This is a genomic window from Rhizocola hellebori (genome assembly GCF_016862955.1).
GTDB lineage: Bacteria > Actinomycetota > Actinomycetes > Mycobacteriales > Micromonosporaceae > Rhizocola > Rhizocola hellebori.
Window position 1 is genome coordinate 1 of record NZ_BONY01000069.1, and the last position, 14,073, is coordinate 14,073.

Sequence of the window (14,073 nt, forward strand, 5' to 3'; positions counted from 1 at the left end):
TGGCTGGCAGCAACACCCCACCTGCTGCTCCACGGCACCTACATCTCTGCGTTAGGGGCGTGAGGCAGAGGTGTAGGTGCCGTGGACCTCCTGCCGCCGCCGGCTCTCGCTGCCCGCTGCGCGGGCGGGGGAGGTCATCGGAAAGTTTCCTTCCATATCGACGCTCATTGCACTAATGTCGGTCAATGAAAGTTAGTCAGTCTGTCTAACTGTTCTCCGCGATGAGAGGACCAGGAATGCGCATGAGACGCTTGAGCGTCCTGATGGCCGGTCTGCTCGCGTTATGGTTCGTGCCGTCGATGGCGGCCGTGGCCGCGCCGACAAGATATGAGGCCGAGAACGCGACCTGCGACGGGACCATCGACTCGAACCATGCCGGGTTTTCCGGGACGGGGTTCTGCAATGCGAGCAACGCCGTCGGCGGGTTCGCCCAGTGGACGGTGACGGCGGCCAACGCCGGCACGGCGACGATCGCCATCCGCTACGCCAACGGCACGACCGCCGGGCGTCCGGCCGACATCAGTGTCAACGGCTCGATCGTGCAGGCCGGGGCGGCGTTCGACCCGACCGGCGCGTGGACGACCTGGGTGACCAAAACCCTTACCGCACAGGTGAACGCCGGAACCAACACGATCCGGGTGGCGGGCACGACCGCAGTGGGCCCGGCCAACCTGGACTTTGTCGACTTCGAGGTGGCCCCGCCGCAGAGCTTCGTCGACTATCAGGCCGAGAACTGCACCATCACCCTGGGAGTGGTGGAGTCGAACCACGCCGGTTTCACCGGCACCGGCTTCGTCAACGGCGACAACGCCGTTGGCGCGGGCATCACCTGCTCGGTGAGCAATGCGGCAGCGGCCGGGCCGCGCAGCGTGGAGATCCGTTTCGCCAACGGCACGACGACGGTGCGCCCGATGGACCTCATCGTCAACGGCGTCACCGTGCAGAACATCGCGTTCCAGGGCACGGGAGCGTGGACCACGTGGGCGGCGCTGACCTTCAACGTCAACCTCAACAGCGGCGCCAACACGATCCGGCTCAACGCGACGAGCGTCAACGGCGGCCCCAACCTGGACCGGTTGCGTGTCGCCGCGCCCGCCGACACCCAGGCGCCGACCGCCCCTGGCCAGCCGGTCTGCTCGCCGGTGCAGGACACGGTCACGCTGAGCTGGCCGCTGTCGAGCGACAACGTGGGTGTCGTGGCCTACGACATTTACCATGACGGCACCCTTTACGCGTCGCCAGCGGGCTCCCCGCACACGCTGAGCGATCTTCAGTTCAACTTCACCTACCGGTGGTCGATTTTCGCCCGGGACGCGGCCGGGAACGTCTCGGCGACCAGCCCGCTGGCCACGTGCAGCACGGGCCCGTCCACCGATGTCACAGCGCCAACGGCGCCAACAGGTTTGGCCTTCGCCGCCGTGACGCAGACCTCGGCCACCCTGTCCTGGACGGCGGCATCGGACAACATCGGCGTGCGTTCCTACGTGGTACGCAGCGCGAGCAACCCCAACCTGCACACCGTCACCGGCAATCCGCCTCCGGTCTCGGTCACGGTCACCCTCACCTGTGGCACCGCTTACGTGCTGCACGTGGTGGCCCGGGACAAGGCCGGGAACACGTCGGCGATGAGCAACACGGTCTCGTTCACCACCGGCGCGTGTTCGGCGGGGCAGCCGCAGAACCCGACCATCGTCGGGCCGCAGGACTGGGACATCCCTTGGGACATCTGCTTCGCGCCCGGCCAGAGCTACGCCCTGATCACCGAGCGGGACACCTTCCGGGTGTTCAAGCTGACGCCTGACGGCACCAAGACGCAGGTGGGCTCGGTACCAAATAGTGTCACCACAGACGGGGAAGGCGGCCTGATGGGCTGCGCCGCGTCGCCGACCTGGAATGGCACCAGCGACACCGACTGGTTCTTCATGCACACCTCCACCGACGCGGGTGTGACCGAGAACCGGGTGGTGCGGATGAGTTTCAACGGCACCACTCTGACCAACCGGGTGGTCGTGCTGGGCGGCATCAGGTCGAGCCGTTTCCACAACGGCGGCCGGATCCGCTTCGGGCCGGACGGTTTCCTCTATGTCACCACCGGCGACTCGCAGCAGTCGAACCTGGCGCAGGACGCGAATTCGCTCAACGGCAAGATTCTGCGCATCACCAAGACCGGTGCCGCCGCGCCGGGCAACCCTTTCGGCACCCGGATCTACACGCTGGGCCACCGCAACCCGCAGGGGATCGGCTGGGACTCGGCGAACAGGTTGTGGGAGGCCGAATTCGGCAACTCGCTGGTCGACGAGGTGAACTTCCTGGAGCCGGGCAAGAACTACGGCTGGCCCACCTGTGAGGGCCCGTGCAGCGTAACCGGAATGACCAACCCCAAGTGGAGCAAGGGAACCGCCGCCTGTTCCTGCAGTGGCTTCGCGATCGTCAACAACACCATTTACCTGGGTGCGCTTCGCGGCCAGCGGATGTGGCGGCTGGCGCTGGCGGGCACCGAGGTGACCGGGGAGTCGCAGCACTTCACCACGTTCGGCCGGTTGCGCGCGGTGACGAAGGTGCCTGGCGACGCGGCGATCTGGTTCGCAACGTCCAATGAGGACAACAACGGCAACGGCAACCCCGATGTGATCCGCCAGTCCCTGATCCGATGAAGGAGATAGCTATGAGACGCCTGAGCATTCTCGCGGCGTGCCTGGTCGCGCTCGGGTTGCTTCCGAGCGTGGCGCAAGCCGCGCCGACGAGGTACGAAGCGGAGAACGCGACCTGTGACGGCACCATCGACTCGAACCATGCCGGGTTTTCCGGGACGGGGTTCTGCAACGCCACCAACGCCGTCGGCGGGTTCGCCCAGTGGACGGTGACCGCGGCCAGCGCCGGCACGGCCACGATCGGGATCCGTTACGCCAACGGCAGCACGGCCAACCGCCCCGCCGACATCTCGGTCAACGGCGCCGTCGTGCAGGCGGCGTCGGCGTTCAACCCGACCGGGGCGTGGACCACCTGGGTGACCAAAACCCTTACCGCGCCGGTGAACGCGGGGTCGAACACGATCCGGGTGGCGGGCACCACGGCCAACGGCCCGGCGAACCTCGACTTCGTCGACTTCGAGGTCGGCGCACCACCTGCCACCAACGAATATCAAGCGGAGAACTGTGTCATCACCAGCGGTGTCGTCGAGTCGAACCATGCCGGGTTCACCGGCACCGGATTCGTGAACTACGACAACGCGGTGGGCTCGGCCGTGGCGTGCGCGGTGACGCAAACCGGAAGCGTGACGCTGACCCTGCGTTACGCCAACGGCACCACCACGAACAGGCCACTGTCGGTCAACGGCGTCACGGTGAACTTCCCCGGCACGGGAGCGTGGACGACCTGGGCCGAGGTGAACGTGTCGGTCACCCTCAGCGCGGGGGCGACCGTGCGGGCGTCGGCGACGACCGCGGCCGGCGGGCCAAACCTCGACCGGATAAGGGTTTCCACGGGCGGGCAGCCGCCTGGTACCACACCGGTGGCCATCAACGGCCAGCTGCACGTCTGCGGAACGAAGCTGTGCAACCGGTTCAACCAGCCGATCCAGTTGCGTGGCATGTCCACACACGGCCTGCAGTGGTATTACCAGTGCCTGAACGCGGCCTCGCTGGACGCGCTGGCCAACGACTGGAACGCCGACATCATCCGGATCTCGATGTACATCCAGGAGGACGGCTACGAGACCGATCCGCGGCTGTTCACCGACCGGGTGCACAACCTGATCGAGCAGGCCACCGCGCGGGGCATGTATGCCTTGGTGGACTGGCACATGCTCGACCCGGGTGACCCGAACTTCAACCTGGCGCGGGCGCGCACCTTCTTCACCGAGATCGCCAACCGGCACAAGGACAAGGTGAACGTGCTCTATGAGGTGGCCAACGAGCCCAACGGCGTCTCCTGGGCCACCATCCGCAACTACCACAACCAGATCATCACGGTGATCCGGGCCGAGGACCCCGACAGCGTCATCCTGCTGGGCACCAGGGCTTGGTCGTCGCTGGGCGTCTCGGACGGCGCGACGGAGACCGAGATCATCAATAATCCGGTCAGCGCGAGCAACGTCATGTACACGTTCCACTTCTACGCCGCGTCGCACGGCGCCGAGTACTTGAACGCGCTTTCCCGTGCGGCGGACCAGATTCCGATGTTCGTCACCGAATTCGGCACGCAGACGTTCACCGGCGATGGGGGCAACGACTTCACCCGTTCGCAGCAGTACCTGGATCTGATGGCGAGCAAGAAGATCGGCTGGACCAGCTGGAACTACTCCGACGACATGCGCTCGGGCGCGGCCTTCACCCAGGGCACCTGCCCGGGTGGGCCGTTCGCGGGCACCGGACGGCTCAAGCCCGCCGGGGTGTGGGTGCGGGACCGGATCCGCAGCGCGGACAATTTCCCCACTGGTTGACAGACGCCAATATGTATGGTGGTCTAGACCGGCCTAGACCACCATCCATTGTGGAGCCAAAATGCGTCTACGTCCCCTCGCCACAGCGATGACCGTCGCCATCGCGGCGGTCATTCTCGCTCCCGCGCCGGCCACCGCCGCGCCCCATCAACAGACCGTTCCAGCCATGCGGCAGTGGACCGCGGGCACGGGTTCCTACACGTTCGGCGCGGCCAGCCGCATCGTGGTCGACCCGGCCTACGCCACCCAGCTCAGCGCCGACGCGGCCACCTTCGCCGAAGACCTCGCCATCCTCGCCGGGCGGACGGTTTCCGTTGTCCAGCAAGCAACCCCGGCCACCGGCGACCTGTTCCTCACCCTCGGCAGCACCGACCCGGCCGAGGGCTACACCATGACCGCCGGGGCGTCGCTGCGCATCCAAGGCCGCGACCCGGCCGGGGCTTTCTACGGCACGCGCTCGGCGCTGCAGCTGCTGCGCCAGTCGCCGAGCATCGCCGCGGGCACCGCACGGGACTGGCCCACCAAACCCGAGCGCGGGCTGATGGTGGATCAGGGCCGCAAGTTCTTCACCGTGGACTGGCTGCGCCGCCACCTCAAGGAGCTGGCCTACCTCAAGCTCAACGTCTTCCACTTCCACCTGTCCGACACCTTCGGCTTCCGGCTGGAGAGCACCACCCACCCGGAAATCGTGTCGGCGCAGCACTACACCAAACAGCAAATTCAAGAACTCATCTCTCTGGGTACGAAGTACCACGTGGCCATCGTCCCGGAGATCGACATGCCCGGCCACATGAACGCCATCCTCGCCCCGCATCCGGAGCTGCAGCTGGACAATCAATCCGGGCAACGCGATCCGTATTTCCTCGACCTGTCCGAGCCGGGCGCCTACACGCTGGCCCAGGACGTGATCAACGAATACCTGCCGCTGTTCCCGTCGCGCTACTGGCATGTGGGCGCGGACGAATACGTCTCCAACTACGCCGCGTACCCGCAACTGCTCACCTACGCCCGCGCCCACTACGGCGCGAGCGCCACCGCCAAGGACACCTACTACGGTTTCATCAATTGGGTCAACGATTTGGTCCGCGCCGGCGGTAAGACGCTGCGGATGTGGAACGACGGCATCAAGTCCGGCGATGGCACCATCAACCCGGCATCGAACATCGTCGTGGAGTTCTGGTTCAACTACGGCCTTACCCCGCAACAGCTTCTCGGCCGCGGGCACACCGTGGCCAACGAGTCGTGGGATCCCACCTACTACGTGCTCGGCGGCGACAAGCCCGACAACGTCTGGGCCTACGAGACGTGGCAGCCCGAGCTTTTCCAGGGCGGTGGCACCGTCACCGACCCGGCCCGCAACCTTGGCTCCAACGTGCATGTGTGGTGTGACAACCCCAATGCCGAAACCGAGGACCAGATCGCGGCCGGCATCAAGTACACGCTGCGGGTGCTGGCGCAGCAGACCTGGGGTTCGGCCAAACCCGCCGCCACGTACGCGGCGTGGCTGCCGATCGCCGACGCGGTGGGCCGCTCGCCCGGCTGGCCGACCGACACGCCCGCGGGCAATCTGGCGCTGGGCAAGCCCGTGCTCGCCTCGTCGACGGAGACCGTGAACTTCCCGGCCACCAACGCCGTGGACGGCTCCTACGGCTCGCGCTGGGCGAGCACCTACGTGGATCCGTCGTGGATCCGGGTCGACCTGGGCGCACCCACCGCGCTGGGCCGGGTGGTGCTGCGCTGGGAGGCCGCCTACGGCCGGGCCTATCAGATCCAGCTGTCCAATGATGCGAGCACCTGGACCACCGTCTACTCGACCACCACCGGCGACGGCGGCGTGGACGACATCACGCTGTCGGGCACCGGAAGGTATCTGCGGATGAACGGGACCGCCCGCGGAACATCTTGGGGCTACTCGCTTTACGAGATCGAGGCCTACGCGCCGGCGGGCAACCCGAACCGGGCGCTCAACCGGCCGGTCGCGGTCTCCTCCACGGAAACCGCCACCTTCCCCGGCTCCGCCGCGGTGGACGGCTCGTCAGCCACCCGCTGGTCGAGCCTTTACGTCGACCCGTCCTGGATCCAGGTGGACCTCGGCGCCACGGTGGCGGTCAACCGGGTGGTGCTGCGCTGGGAAGCCGCCTACGGCCGGGCCTACCAGATCCAGGTTTCCGCCGACGCCACCAACTGGACCACGATCTACACGACAAACACCGGCGACGGCGGCGTCGACGATCTCGCCGTTTCCGGCTCGGGCCGCTACCTGCGGATGCTCGGCACCGCCCGCGCCACCGCTTGGGGCTACTCGCTCTGGGAGGTCGAGGTTTACTAGCTGAGGTCGGCCTGCGACGATGACCTCGCGCTCGCGCTCGGTGAGCATGTTGAGCCGAGCGCGAGCCTCGTCGAGTCCGCGTGACCGCAAACGGCTGCTGCGCACGCTGATCGCCGATGTGACCCTGCTGCTGGAACTGAACTCGGAAGCGGTGCGTATCGGTGTCCGCTGGCACACTGGTGCCAGCGACGAGCTGGTCGTCGAGCGGCGCGGGCCAGGTCGCACGCCGCCGGAGGCGTTGGCGATCGTGCGCGAGTACGGGGCCACGCACAGCAATGTGCAGATCGCGAAGATGCTCAACGACGCCGCCGATTGTCTGCCGGTTGTTGCCACAGATTGAAGCCGGTGCCTACTTCGCTTGAGGTGAGACGGAGTTGGCTGGGTCGTGCGATAGTCGTAAGCCAGTGGCGGCGCCGAAGACCGCGAACGGGGGTCCGAACACGACAAGCAGCAGTAGGCAGAAGGACAGGGCGGCGCTCAAGTTTTCCGCCTCGGGCGCGCCGTCGCCGAACAGGAACAGCCCGCCGTTGATCCTGTACATGTGCAGCGACCCGTAAAGCCAGAGGCCATACATGAGTGGCGCGCTGGCGATGCCCGCCCAGATACCGGCCCACAGGCCCGAGTGATACGACCGGCCCTTCGACGCAGCGGCCAACGCGACGACGAACACGGAGACGGTCGGCACGAACAGCAGCCACAGGACAGCCAGCAGCGCAGGCAATTGTCCTAACGCTTCCGTGAGGCGGGGGGTATAGGCGACACGGCTCAGCAGCCAGAATCCGCCGACGCATGCCAGCGCAGCACCGACTCCGAGGTACGGCGCGAAGCGGCTAATGCGTTCCGGCTGGGGCGCCGCCACAGCCGCCCACAGGCAGCCGGCCAGCACCGCGGCAAGGAACACCGACCATCCCGGCGTCAGGTGTACGGCAGCGCCCGGATCGCGGCGCAGAAAGATCACTGTCATGATGACGGCCGCAGCCACGGCCACGGTCACCAGCAGCGCAGGCAGCAGCCTCGACAATGACACACGGACCGAACGAGCCAAGGTCACGATCACGAATGCGCCGAAGATGCCCACGAAGCAGACCGTAAACACATGCAGCTCAGGCATTCTCGCACCGACCGCGGGCCCGGCCATCAACGCCGCCGCCACGACCACCCCAGCCACAAGCGCGAATACTGGCCAAGCGGCGGTGGCTGGCAGCCACAGCGTGGCCCGCACACTGCTAAGAGCGAACCGCCACCGGGCCGAACGGCCCTTCACCTCCGACAGCTCGCTGATCATCGCCATGCCCCAGCCGCGGCGGCGTTCAGGTAGCGCCGCCACGGCGGCGGTTAGCAGCCGTCCGGGCGGATCCATCGAGGCCATGCCGGAGCCGGTCGCCGACCACCAGCGGCGCAGTACAAGCAGCGCGGCACCGGCCCACGACACCGTGGAGAAAACGAGGGCATACATCGCGGTCTGCGGCGGCTGGCCGAAGAACACGACGCTTACCAGCCAGAATATCGTCCACCCCACCGCGATGCTCACAGCCGTGACGATCTGAAACCTGCGCAGCGTCCAGCTCATGCCCCCTGCCACCCACTTTCCAAATCAGCGCGGCGGAGCGGCATGGTGCTGATGGCCGCTGCGGCCAGCTCCGTAGCCAGGGCGCGCCCAGAACCGGTGAGCCGGTATATGTGGCGAGGTGGCCGGCCGGCGGGGACGTCGGTGTCCCATTCTGTCTCCAGCAGACCCCGGTCGGCCAGGCGCACCAGAATGGGATACAGCGAACCGGGCTTGAGGCCCAGCTGCCGACACAACTCGTAGCCGTACCGCCAGGCGGTAGGCTCCTCCGCCAGCGCCAGAACCACGGCCGTGGTCTGCGCGGACGGGCGTCGGGTTCGACCCATGCAATAACTCTACATATTCAGAGATTACCTCGCAACGCCCACATCAGAAGTCACGTGGCGAGCGCCGCGCGATGCTGGCCGTGCCGGTGAGCGCGGCTGTGGGCGGCATCGCCGGTCTGGGCATCGCCGCGACACAGGGCATCGCCGGGCACGTCGGGCTCGCGCTCGCGATGGCGGTCGGGCTCGGTGTGGTGGTGTCGATCGCCGCGGCATCGATGACCGCCGGGCGGGTCACCGCATCGTCGTCGGGTAGGCCGGTGGGAGCGTGGCCGGGCGTGCTCTTGCTCGGGGCAGGGGTGGTGTTGGCGGCCATCCATCTGTCCAATAACGACACTGCGGTCGGCGTGGCGGGGGTGGTGATGCTGTGGCTCGGCCTGATCCTCAGCGCGCCGCTGCTGGCGGTGGCGGTGATCGGGCCGGGCGCGATCCTGGTGAGCATCGGCGGGGCCAGACTGCGCCCGGCCGCGCGCGACCTTGCGCGCCAGCCGCGCCGTGCGGCAGGTGTCGCGTCCTCGCTGATCACCGGAGTCGCTTTGGTGGCGCGGGCCGTTCAGCCGTCGCAGAGCCGATATCCGGTGATGAGCTGGGGCTGCACCACGAGCAGGGCGCCTTCGGGCTGGTGCACCCAGCTCTTGAGCAGCGGCCGGCTTCGCCGGTGGCGTGCCGGGTCCAGCACCGGGGTGGCGATCCCGGTCACCACCACGGTCCAGCCGCTGCGGTGCTGAGCGTCGATCTCGTCGGCCTCGTAGGCGACCACGGTGCCTTCCGGCATCGGCACCCCGGCGGTGTAGGGAACGCTGCGGGCGGGCAGGCTGGCCCGGATGAGGATTTCGCCGCCGTCCACGAGGTGGTTGACCGGCCGGATGGCGGGCATGGCGTTGAGCGTGAACACTAGCCGCCCAAACTCGATGGTGCTCAACAGATGCAGCGACGTGGCGGCATCAAGCTCGATCATGCGGGTGGATTCGGCGGTGACCGGCGGCGACATCATCCACCTAGTGTTGGCGCTGGCGGCCTCGTGGCCTAGGGCACAAAGTCCCCTCCTGCGATGGCTGATCGTCTCGACCCGGGCTGTCCGGTTTGCCGCGGCGCGCTAGTCTCGGACGATGATCGAGGTGCGTGAGGCAACCGAGCTCGAGTCCCAGTCGTGGTTGGACGGTTGGCGCGACCGGCTGCAAGCCTGGTACGGCGACTTCTCGGCCGAGCCGCAATGGGTGCAGCGCCACATCGAGAAGAACCTGACCCGATGGTCCGACGCCGCGCAGCGCCACCTGTTCACCCTCTGCGACGGCGGCGAGCCGGTGGGGCAGCTGGCGCTCTCGCAGATCACCGATCCGCCGTCGGTCATGCTCAACGACCTGTGGGTGCGCCCGCAGCTGCGCCGCCGCGGCTACGGCCGGGCCGCGCTGAGCTGGGCGCTGCAGTGGGCGCCCCAGCACGCCGATCAGCTGATGGTGATCGGGCGCGGCGGCGACCCGGCACAGGACGCACTGTTCGCCTCGATCGAGACGCGGGCGCTGCAGATGGTGAAACCGTTGACCCGGAACGATTCGAGACCAACGACGGCGACCGGGCGGGCGATGCGGCCGGAGGAGTTCGGGCCGTGGCGCGCCGGGCAGGAGATCGGTTACGTCAACGAGATCGTCGGCTCCGGCATAGCCTCGCGCGAAGAGGCGCAGGCCAAAGCGGCCCAACAGTTCGACGAGCTGCTGCCCGACGGTGTGGACACCGCGAATCACACCTTCCTGTGTGTGGAGGCCGACGGTGAGGTGGTCGCCACCAACTGGCTGGCCCACCACTACTCTCCCGCGACGAGCTTCGTGCTCGGGGTGGAGGTGGAGGAGGCCCACCGCGGCAAGGGCTACGGCCGGGTGGCGATGCAGCTGGGCGAGCAGGCCAGCCTGGAGGCCGGCGACAGCCAGCTGGCCCTCAACGTGTTCGGCCAGAACCTGCCCGCCATCGGCCTGTACGAGGCGATGGGTTACGGCGCGGCGGAAAAGATCCGCTCGCTAAGGTTTGGCTCATGAGGACTGCGGTGTTCCTGCGCGGGATCAACGTCGGCGGCAACGCGAAGATCTCGATGGTCCAGCTGCGCGAGGCGATGCAGAGGCACGGCCACGCCGACGTGAAAACCCTGCTGCAGAGCGGAAACGTGGTAGTCGACAAGATCACCCCGGCCGCGATGGAGAAGCTGCTGCTCGACGAGTTCGGGATGCAGATAAGGGTGATGACCCGCTCCAACGCCCAGCTGCGCAAGGTGATCGAGGCCAACCCGTTCCCCGAGCACGAGCAGGAGCCGGCCAAGCTGGGCGTCGCCTTTCTCGACAAGGCGCCCGGCAAGGTGCAAATCGACCTGCAGCGCTATGCGCCGGACGAGTTCATCATCGCGGGCAAGGAAATCTATCTGTGGTTCCCCAATGGCATGGGGCGCAGCAAGATCGGCGATCGCACGTTCCAGAAGTCCCTCGGCGCGGAGATGACCGTGCGCAACTGGAACACCGTCACCAAGATGGCCGAGCTCACCGGTTGATCCACGTGCAACAATGGATGGATTTCCAAAGTTGGGAGCCCCCGCGTGGACTACGTGCGCAGCCGCTACCTCCTGCTCGGCGACAAGGTCTATCTGGATCGGCTGGGGCGGCGGGCTTCGCTGGCCTATTCGGCCCGCAAGGCCACCCTGTTCGCCCTCGACGAGGCCACGGCTGATCAGTTGCGGCGCAACGCCGCGCCGCCCACGCCGGAGCTGGCCGCCGTCGGCGCCATCGTGCCCCGCGACGAGGACGAGCTGGGCGCCGTTCTGGCCGCTTTGCGCTCGGGATCGGATGATCCGGCCAGGCGCGGCTTCACCATCCTGGTGACCGGCTACTGCAACATGGCGTGCGGCTACTGCGGGCAGGAGCACCACCGCACCGCGGCGCAGAGCGAGCGCGTGGCGCGCCTGGCCGACCGGGTCGAGGCGACCATCGCCGGCCCGGCCACCCGCGACGTGGAGATCACCTGGTTCGGCGGGGAACCGATGCTCGCGCTGCGCCTCATCAAACAGCTCAGCGCCCGCTTCATCGCCGCCGCCCGCGAGCACTCGGTCGGCTACTCGGCGCGGATGGCCACTAATGGCAGCCTGCTCACCGTGGCGACGCTGGCCCAGCTGCACCACGACTGCCACCTCAACTCCATGGAGGTGACCATCGACGGGCCGCAGGCCGTGCACGACCGGCGGCGGCTCAAGCGCAACGGCACCGGCAGCTATCGGCACATCGTCAGCGTGCTCGGCGAAGCGGTGCGTGCCCAGGTCGCACCCAAGCTCGAGGTGAGCATCCGCGTCAACGTCGACACCGATAACGAGGACAGCGTGAGCGAGCTCATCACCGACCTCGCCGCGCACGGCCTGGCCTCGCCACAGGTGAGCCTGCACCCGGTGCCGGTGCACTCGTGGGGCAACGACATCTCCGCCATAGAGATCGACGCACGTCGCTATGCGGCGCTGGAGGCGCAATGGCTGCGCCAGGCCCAATCGCTGGGGTTGCGGTGCGCCTCGCTGCCCACCGCGCTCAAGCGCACGACGTGCCGGGCAACCTCGGTGCACGGGGAGATTGTGGACCTGCACGAGCGGGTCTACTCATGCTCGGAACATCCGCTCGTGCCCGGGATGCGCGACAGCGGCGTGGTGGCCACGGTCACCGACCTTGCCGGATCCGCTCCGCGTCCACCGGGCCGGTACGACGGCTGGTATGACCAAGTGGGGGAGGATCGGGTCCCGTGTGGCCGGTGCCCCCTGTTGCCAGTCTGCGGCGGTTCGTGCCCGAAGCTCTGGGACGAAGGCCACCTGCCCTGCCCCAGTATGCGATTCAACTGGGCTGACCGGCTCGACCTAGCCGCCGCCCGCCTGGGCTACAAGGCCGCGGACGGGTAGCGGCGGTGCGTTTCCTGGCGCGCGCCAGAGTTGCAGATCGCCGACGGTGCGATCCTGACGATCTTTGGCGGCCGCTTGGATCCCACCACCTTTCCGGGCGATCTGCCGCGCGATGCTTTGCGCGCGCCAGCGTTATCGCCAGTGTTTTCGCCTGCGCCTTCGCCATGGCCGCGCTCGTGGCCGTTCACCTTGGCGTGCCGCCGCCGGGATTGCCCGGCGCGGCGGCGACCGCTGTGGCGCGCACGGCATTGCCCGCGGGGCGACCGCTGGTGCGTTACGTCGTCAGCGTTCCGCCCTACTACGGGCTTGTTTTCGCCGCCACAGTAAGCAGGCCCTTCGACACCCGGGCCGGGCGGGCCGCAGATCTGCTCAATCGCCTGTACGACTACGAGACCCGCGACGCCTTCGTGCACGTGCCCCGGGAGCCGACCTACCCGCTGTGCCGCTCCGGCCACGAGTTCACCAGGGTGGTGGTGGCCGAGCTGCACAAGTCGTTCTGCTACCTCGGGCACGGCCTGCTGGTGGGGATCACCGTGACCGCGATGGGCGCGGCTCAGCACACGTTCCTGATCACGGTGTGGCAGGCGTGATCACTTCTGCGGCGGTTTCACCATTCCCAGCGGATGCCGTGGACGCCGGGCGTGACGTTCTGCTCCGCGACGTGGACCGTCTTGCCCCGGTTGGGCCACAGCCGCCGCACGTCGCGACGCCAGGTGCCCGAGCCGGCCTGCCACACCTGATGGCAGCTGGCCGGAACAGCGCCCGCCGCGAACTCCACCTGAAGCAGGAAATCCCGCACCGGGTACCGGAACCAGCGCTGATAGGTCGTCGACGGCGGCGGCGACGGATGGGCGAAGTCGTAGTCCACGACGTAGGTTTCGCCGCGCTGCAGCGCATGGTCGAACAGCAGCTCCACCGCGCAGACCGCGGCCGACGGATCGACCTTGATGCGGCCGATGCGGCAGCCGGACGAGCCGGTCAGCTCGGGCAGCACGCCCTGCTCGTTGTGGTGGAAGGCGATGTGCCGGTCGGCGCCGTCGTGCAGCGCCTCGAACACGATCTCGGTGCGGACGGTGCCCTCCCCGCGATCGCCGCGCACGCTCACATGTTCGCGCACGCTGCGCCAGCGCAGTGCCGGTTCCGAGGCCCCATCGATATCGGCCAGCAGCTTCTCGATGCTCAGCTGCATGGCGCTCATCTCATCGGGGCTCATCACCCCCGGAGGGCGGCGCACCCACCGGCCACGGGGCCGGCGCGGGCCGAGCAACGCGACAAGGTGTCCCGCGGGCACCTGGAGGACTTCCTCCAGCACCGTGATGGCGGCCAGCGATTTGGCCGGTTCCGGACGGCACTTGCCACGTTGCCAATTACTTAGGCTGGCCAGACTCACGTCGAGTCCGCGGTCGCGAAGTCTGGCGTGCAGCCGGCTCAAACTCAGGCCGCGGTTGGCGATGGCCACGCGCAGCACGGCGTCGAAGGTGGTCGACATAAACTAGACCA

13 protein-coding genes are annotated in these 14,073 nt (G+C 67.8%); 8 read left to right on the forward strand and 5 right to left on the reverse strand.

Going from position 1 to position 14,073, the window contains the following annotated elements; translation table 11 throughout:
• Positions 1–242: 242 nt before the first annotated feature.
• From Rhe02_RS37400 to Rhe02_RS37420, 4 genes are all read left to right on the forward strand, one after another.
• On the forward strand, positions 243–2,654 hold the full coding sequence (locus tag Rhe02_RS37400) for a PQQ-dependent sugar dehydrogenase (RefSeq protein ID WP_203913207.1): 2,412 nt from the start codon (positions 243–245) through the stop codon (positions 2,652–2,654).
• Positions 2,655–2,665: 11 nt separating this feature from the next.
• Complete coding sequence (locus Rhe02_RS50200) at positions 2,666–4,441, forward strand: cellulase family glycosylhydrolase (RefSeq protein ID WP_239124302.1); 1,776 nt, start codon at positions 2,666–2,668, stop codon at positions 4,439–4,441.
• A 61-nt stretch (positions 4,442–4,502) separates the two neighbouring features.
• The gene (locus tag Rhe02_RS37415; protein ID WP_239124303.1) at positions 4,503–6,770 is read left to right on the forward strand and encodes a glycoside hydrolase family 20 protein; all 2,268 of its coding nucleotides are present in this window, start codon (positions 4,503–4,505) and stop codon (positions 6,768–6,770) included.
• Positions 6,771–6,789: 19 nt separating this feature from the next.
• Complete coding sequence (locus tag Rhe02_RS37420; protein WP_203913208.1) at positions 6,790–7,110, forward strand: hypothetical protein; 321 nt, start codon at positions 6,790–6,792, stop codon at positions 7,108–7,110.
• Between the two features lie 9 nt (positions 7,111–7,119).
• Here the strand turns inward: Rhe02_RS37420 and Rhe02_RS37425 are convergent, their stop codons facing one another.
• The 4 genes from Rhe02_RS37425 to Rhe02_RS37440 are packed head-to-tail and all read right to left on the reverse strand — an operon-like array spanning position 7,120 to position 9,654.
• Positions 7,120–8,340, reverse strand: coding sequence for a hypothetical protein (locus tag Rhe02_RS37425; RefSeq protein ID WP_203913209.1), 1,221 nt, complete (start codon positions 8,338–8,340; stop codon positions 7,120–7,122).
• The gene (locus tag Rhe02_RS37430) at positions 8,337–8,663 is read right to left on the reverse strand and encodes a PadR family transcriptional regulator (protein ID WP_203913210.1); all 327 of its coding nucleotides are present in this window, start codon (positions 8,661–8,663) and stop codon (positions 8,337–8,339) included. Before Rhe02_RS37430 ends, Rhe02_RS37425 begins: the two co-directional genes overlap by 4 nt.
• A 43-nt stretch (positions 8,664–8,706) precedes the next feature.
• A complete protein-coding gene (locus Rhe02_RS37435) occupies positions 8,707–9,186 on the reverse strand; it encodes a hypothetical protein (protein WP_203913211.1) in 480 nt (159 codons plus the stop codon).
• Positions 9,187–9,213: 27 nt separating this feature from the next.
• Complete coding sequence (locus Rhe02_RS37440; protein ID WP_203913212.1) at positions 9,214–9,654, reverse strand: pyridoxamine 5'-phosphate oxidase family protein; 441 nt, start codon at positions 9,652–9,654, stop codon at positions 9,214–9,216.
• Positions 9,655–9,769: 115 nt separating this feature from the next.
• On the opposite strand from Rhe02_RS37440, the gene Rhe02_RS37445 reads away from it, so the two are divergent.
• The 4 genes from Rhe02_RS37445 (at position 9,770) to Rhe02_RS37460 (ending at position 13,163) form a co-directional block, all read left to right on the forward strand.
• Positions 9,770–10,690 (forward strand): GNAT family N-acetyltransferase, encoded by a 921-nt coding sequence (locus Rhe02_RS37445; protein WP_203913213.1) that lies wholly within the window; start codon positions 9,770–9,772, stop codon positions 10,688–10,690.
• On the forward strand, positions 10,687–11,193 hold the full coding sequence (locus tag Rhe02_RS37450; protein WP_203913214.1) for a DUF1697 domain-containing protein: 507 nt from the start codon (positions 10,687–10,689) through the stop codon (positions 11,191–11,193). Before Rhe02_RS37445 ends, Rhe02_RS37450 begins: the two co-directional genes overlap by 4 nt.
• A gap of 45 nt (positions 11,194–11,238) precedes the next feature.
• Positions 11,239–12,573 (forward strand): radical SAM protein, encoded by a 1,335-nt coding sequence (locus Rhe02_RS37455; RefSeq protein WP_203913215.1) that lies wholly within the window; start codon positions 11,239–11,241, stop codon positions 12,571–12,573.
• Positions 12,574–12,737: 164 nt separating this feature from the next.
• Positions 12,738–13,163 carry a hypothetical protein gene (locus tag Rhe02_RS37460; RefSeq protein WP_203913216.1) on the forward strand — a complete coding sequence of 142 codons (426 nt, stop codon included), beginning with the start codon at positions 12,738–12,740 and terminating at the stop codon, positions 13,161–13,163.
• A 17-nt stretch (positions 13,164–13,180) separates the two neighbouring features.
• Here the strand turns inward: Rhe02_RS37460 and Rhe02_RS37465 are convergent, their stop codons facing one another.
• Entirely contained in the window at positions 13,181–14,062 is an 882-nt protein-coding gene (locus tag Rhe02_RS37465; protein WP_203913217.1) for a hypothetical protein, read from the reverse strand.
• Between the last annotated feature and the right edge of the window lie 11 nt (positions 14,063–14,073).

Bases quoted from the DNA above. Each gene is read 5' to 3' on its own strand.
- Rhe02_RS37400 (WP_203913207.1), top strand. From the start codon at position 243: ATGAGACGCTTGAGCGTCCTGATGGCCGGTCTGCTCGCGTTATGGTTC.
- Rhe02_RS50200 (WP_239124302.1), top strand. From the start codon at position 2,666: ATGAGACGCCTGAGCATTCTCGCGGCGTGCCTGGTCGCGCTCGGGTTG.
- Rhe02_RS37415 (WP_239124303.1), top strand. From the start codon at position 4,503: ATGCGTCTACGTCCCCTCGCCACAGCGATGACCGTCGCCATCGCGGCG.
- Rhe02_RS37420 (WP_203913208.1), top strand. From the start codon at position 6,790: ATGACCTCGCGCTCGCGCTCGGTGAGCATGTTGAGCCGAGCGCGAGCC.
- Rhe02_RS37425 (WP_203913209.1), bottom strand. From the start codon at position 8,340: ATGAGCTGGACGCTGCGCAGGTTTCAGATCGTCACGGCTGTGAGCATC.
- Rhe02_RS37430 (WP_203913210.1), bottom strand. From the start codon at position 8,663: ATGGGTCGAACCCGACGCCCGTCCGCGCAGACCACGGCCGTGGTTCTG.
- Rhe02_RS37440 (WP_203913212.1), bottom strand. From the start codon at position 9,654: ATGATGTCGCCGCCGGTCACCGCCGAATCCACCCGCATGATCGAGCTT.
- Rhe02_RS37445 (WP_203913213.1), top strand. From the start codon at position 9,770: ATGATCGAGGTGCGTGAGGCAACCGAGCTCGAGTCCCAGTCGTGGTTG.
- Rhe02_RS37450 (WP_203913214.1), top strand. From the start codon at position 10,687: ATGAGGACTGCGGTGTTCCTGCGCGGGATCAACGTCGGCGGCAACGCG.
- Rhe02_RS37460 (WP_203913216.1), top strand. From the start codon at position 12,738: ATGGCCGCGCTCGTGGCCGTTCACCTTGGCGTGCCGCCGCCGGGATTG.
- Rhe02_RS37465 (WP_203913217.1), bottom strand. From the start codon at position 14,062: ATGTCGACCACCTTCGACGCCGTGCTGCGCGTGGCCATCGCCAACCGC.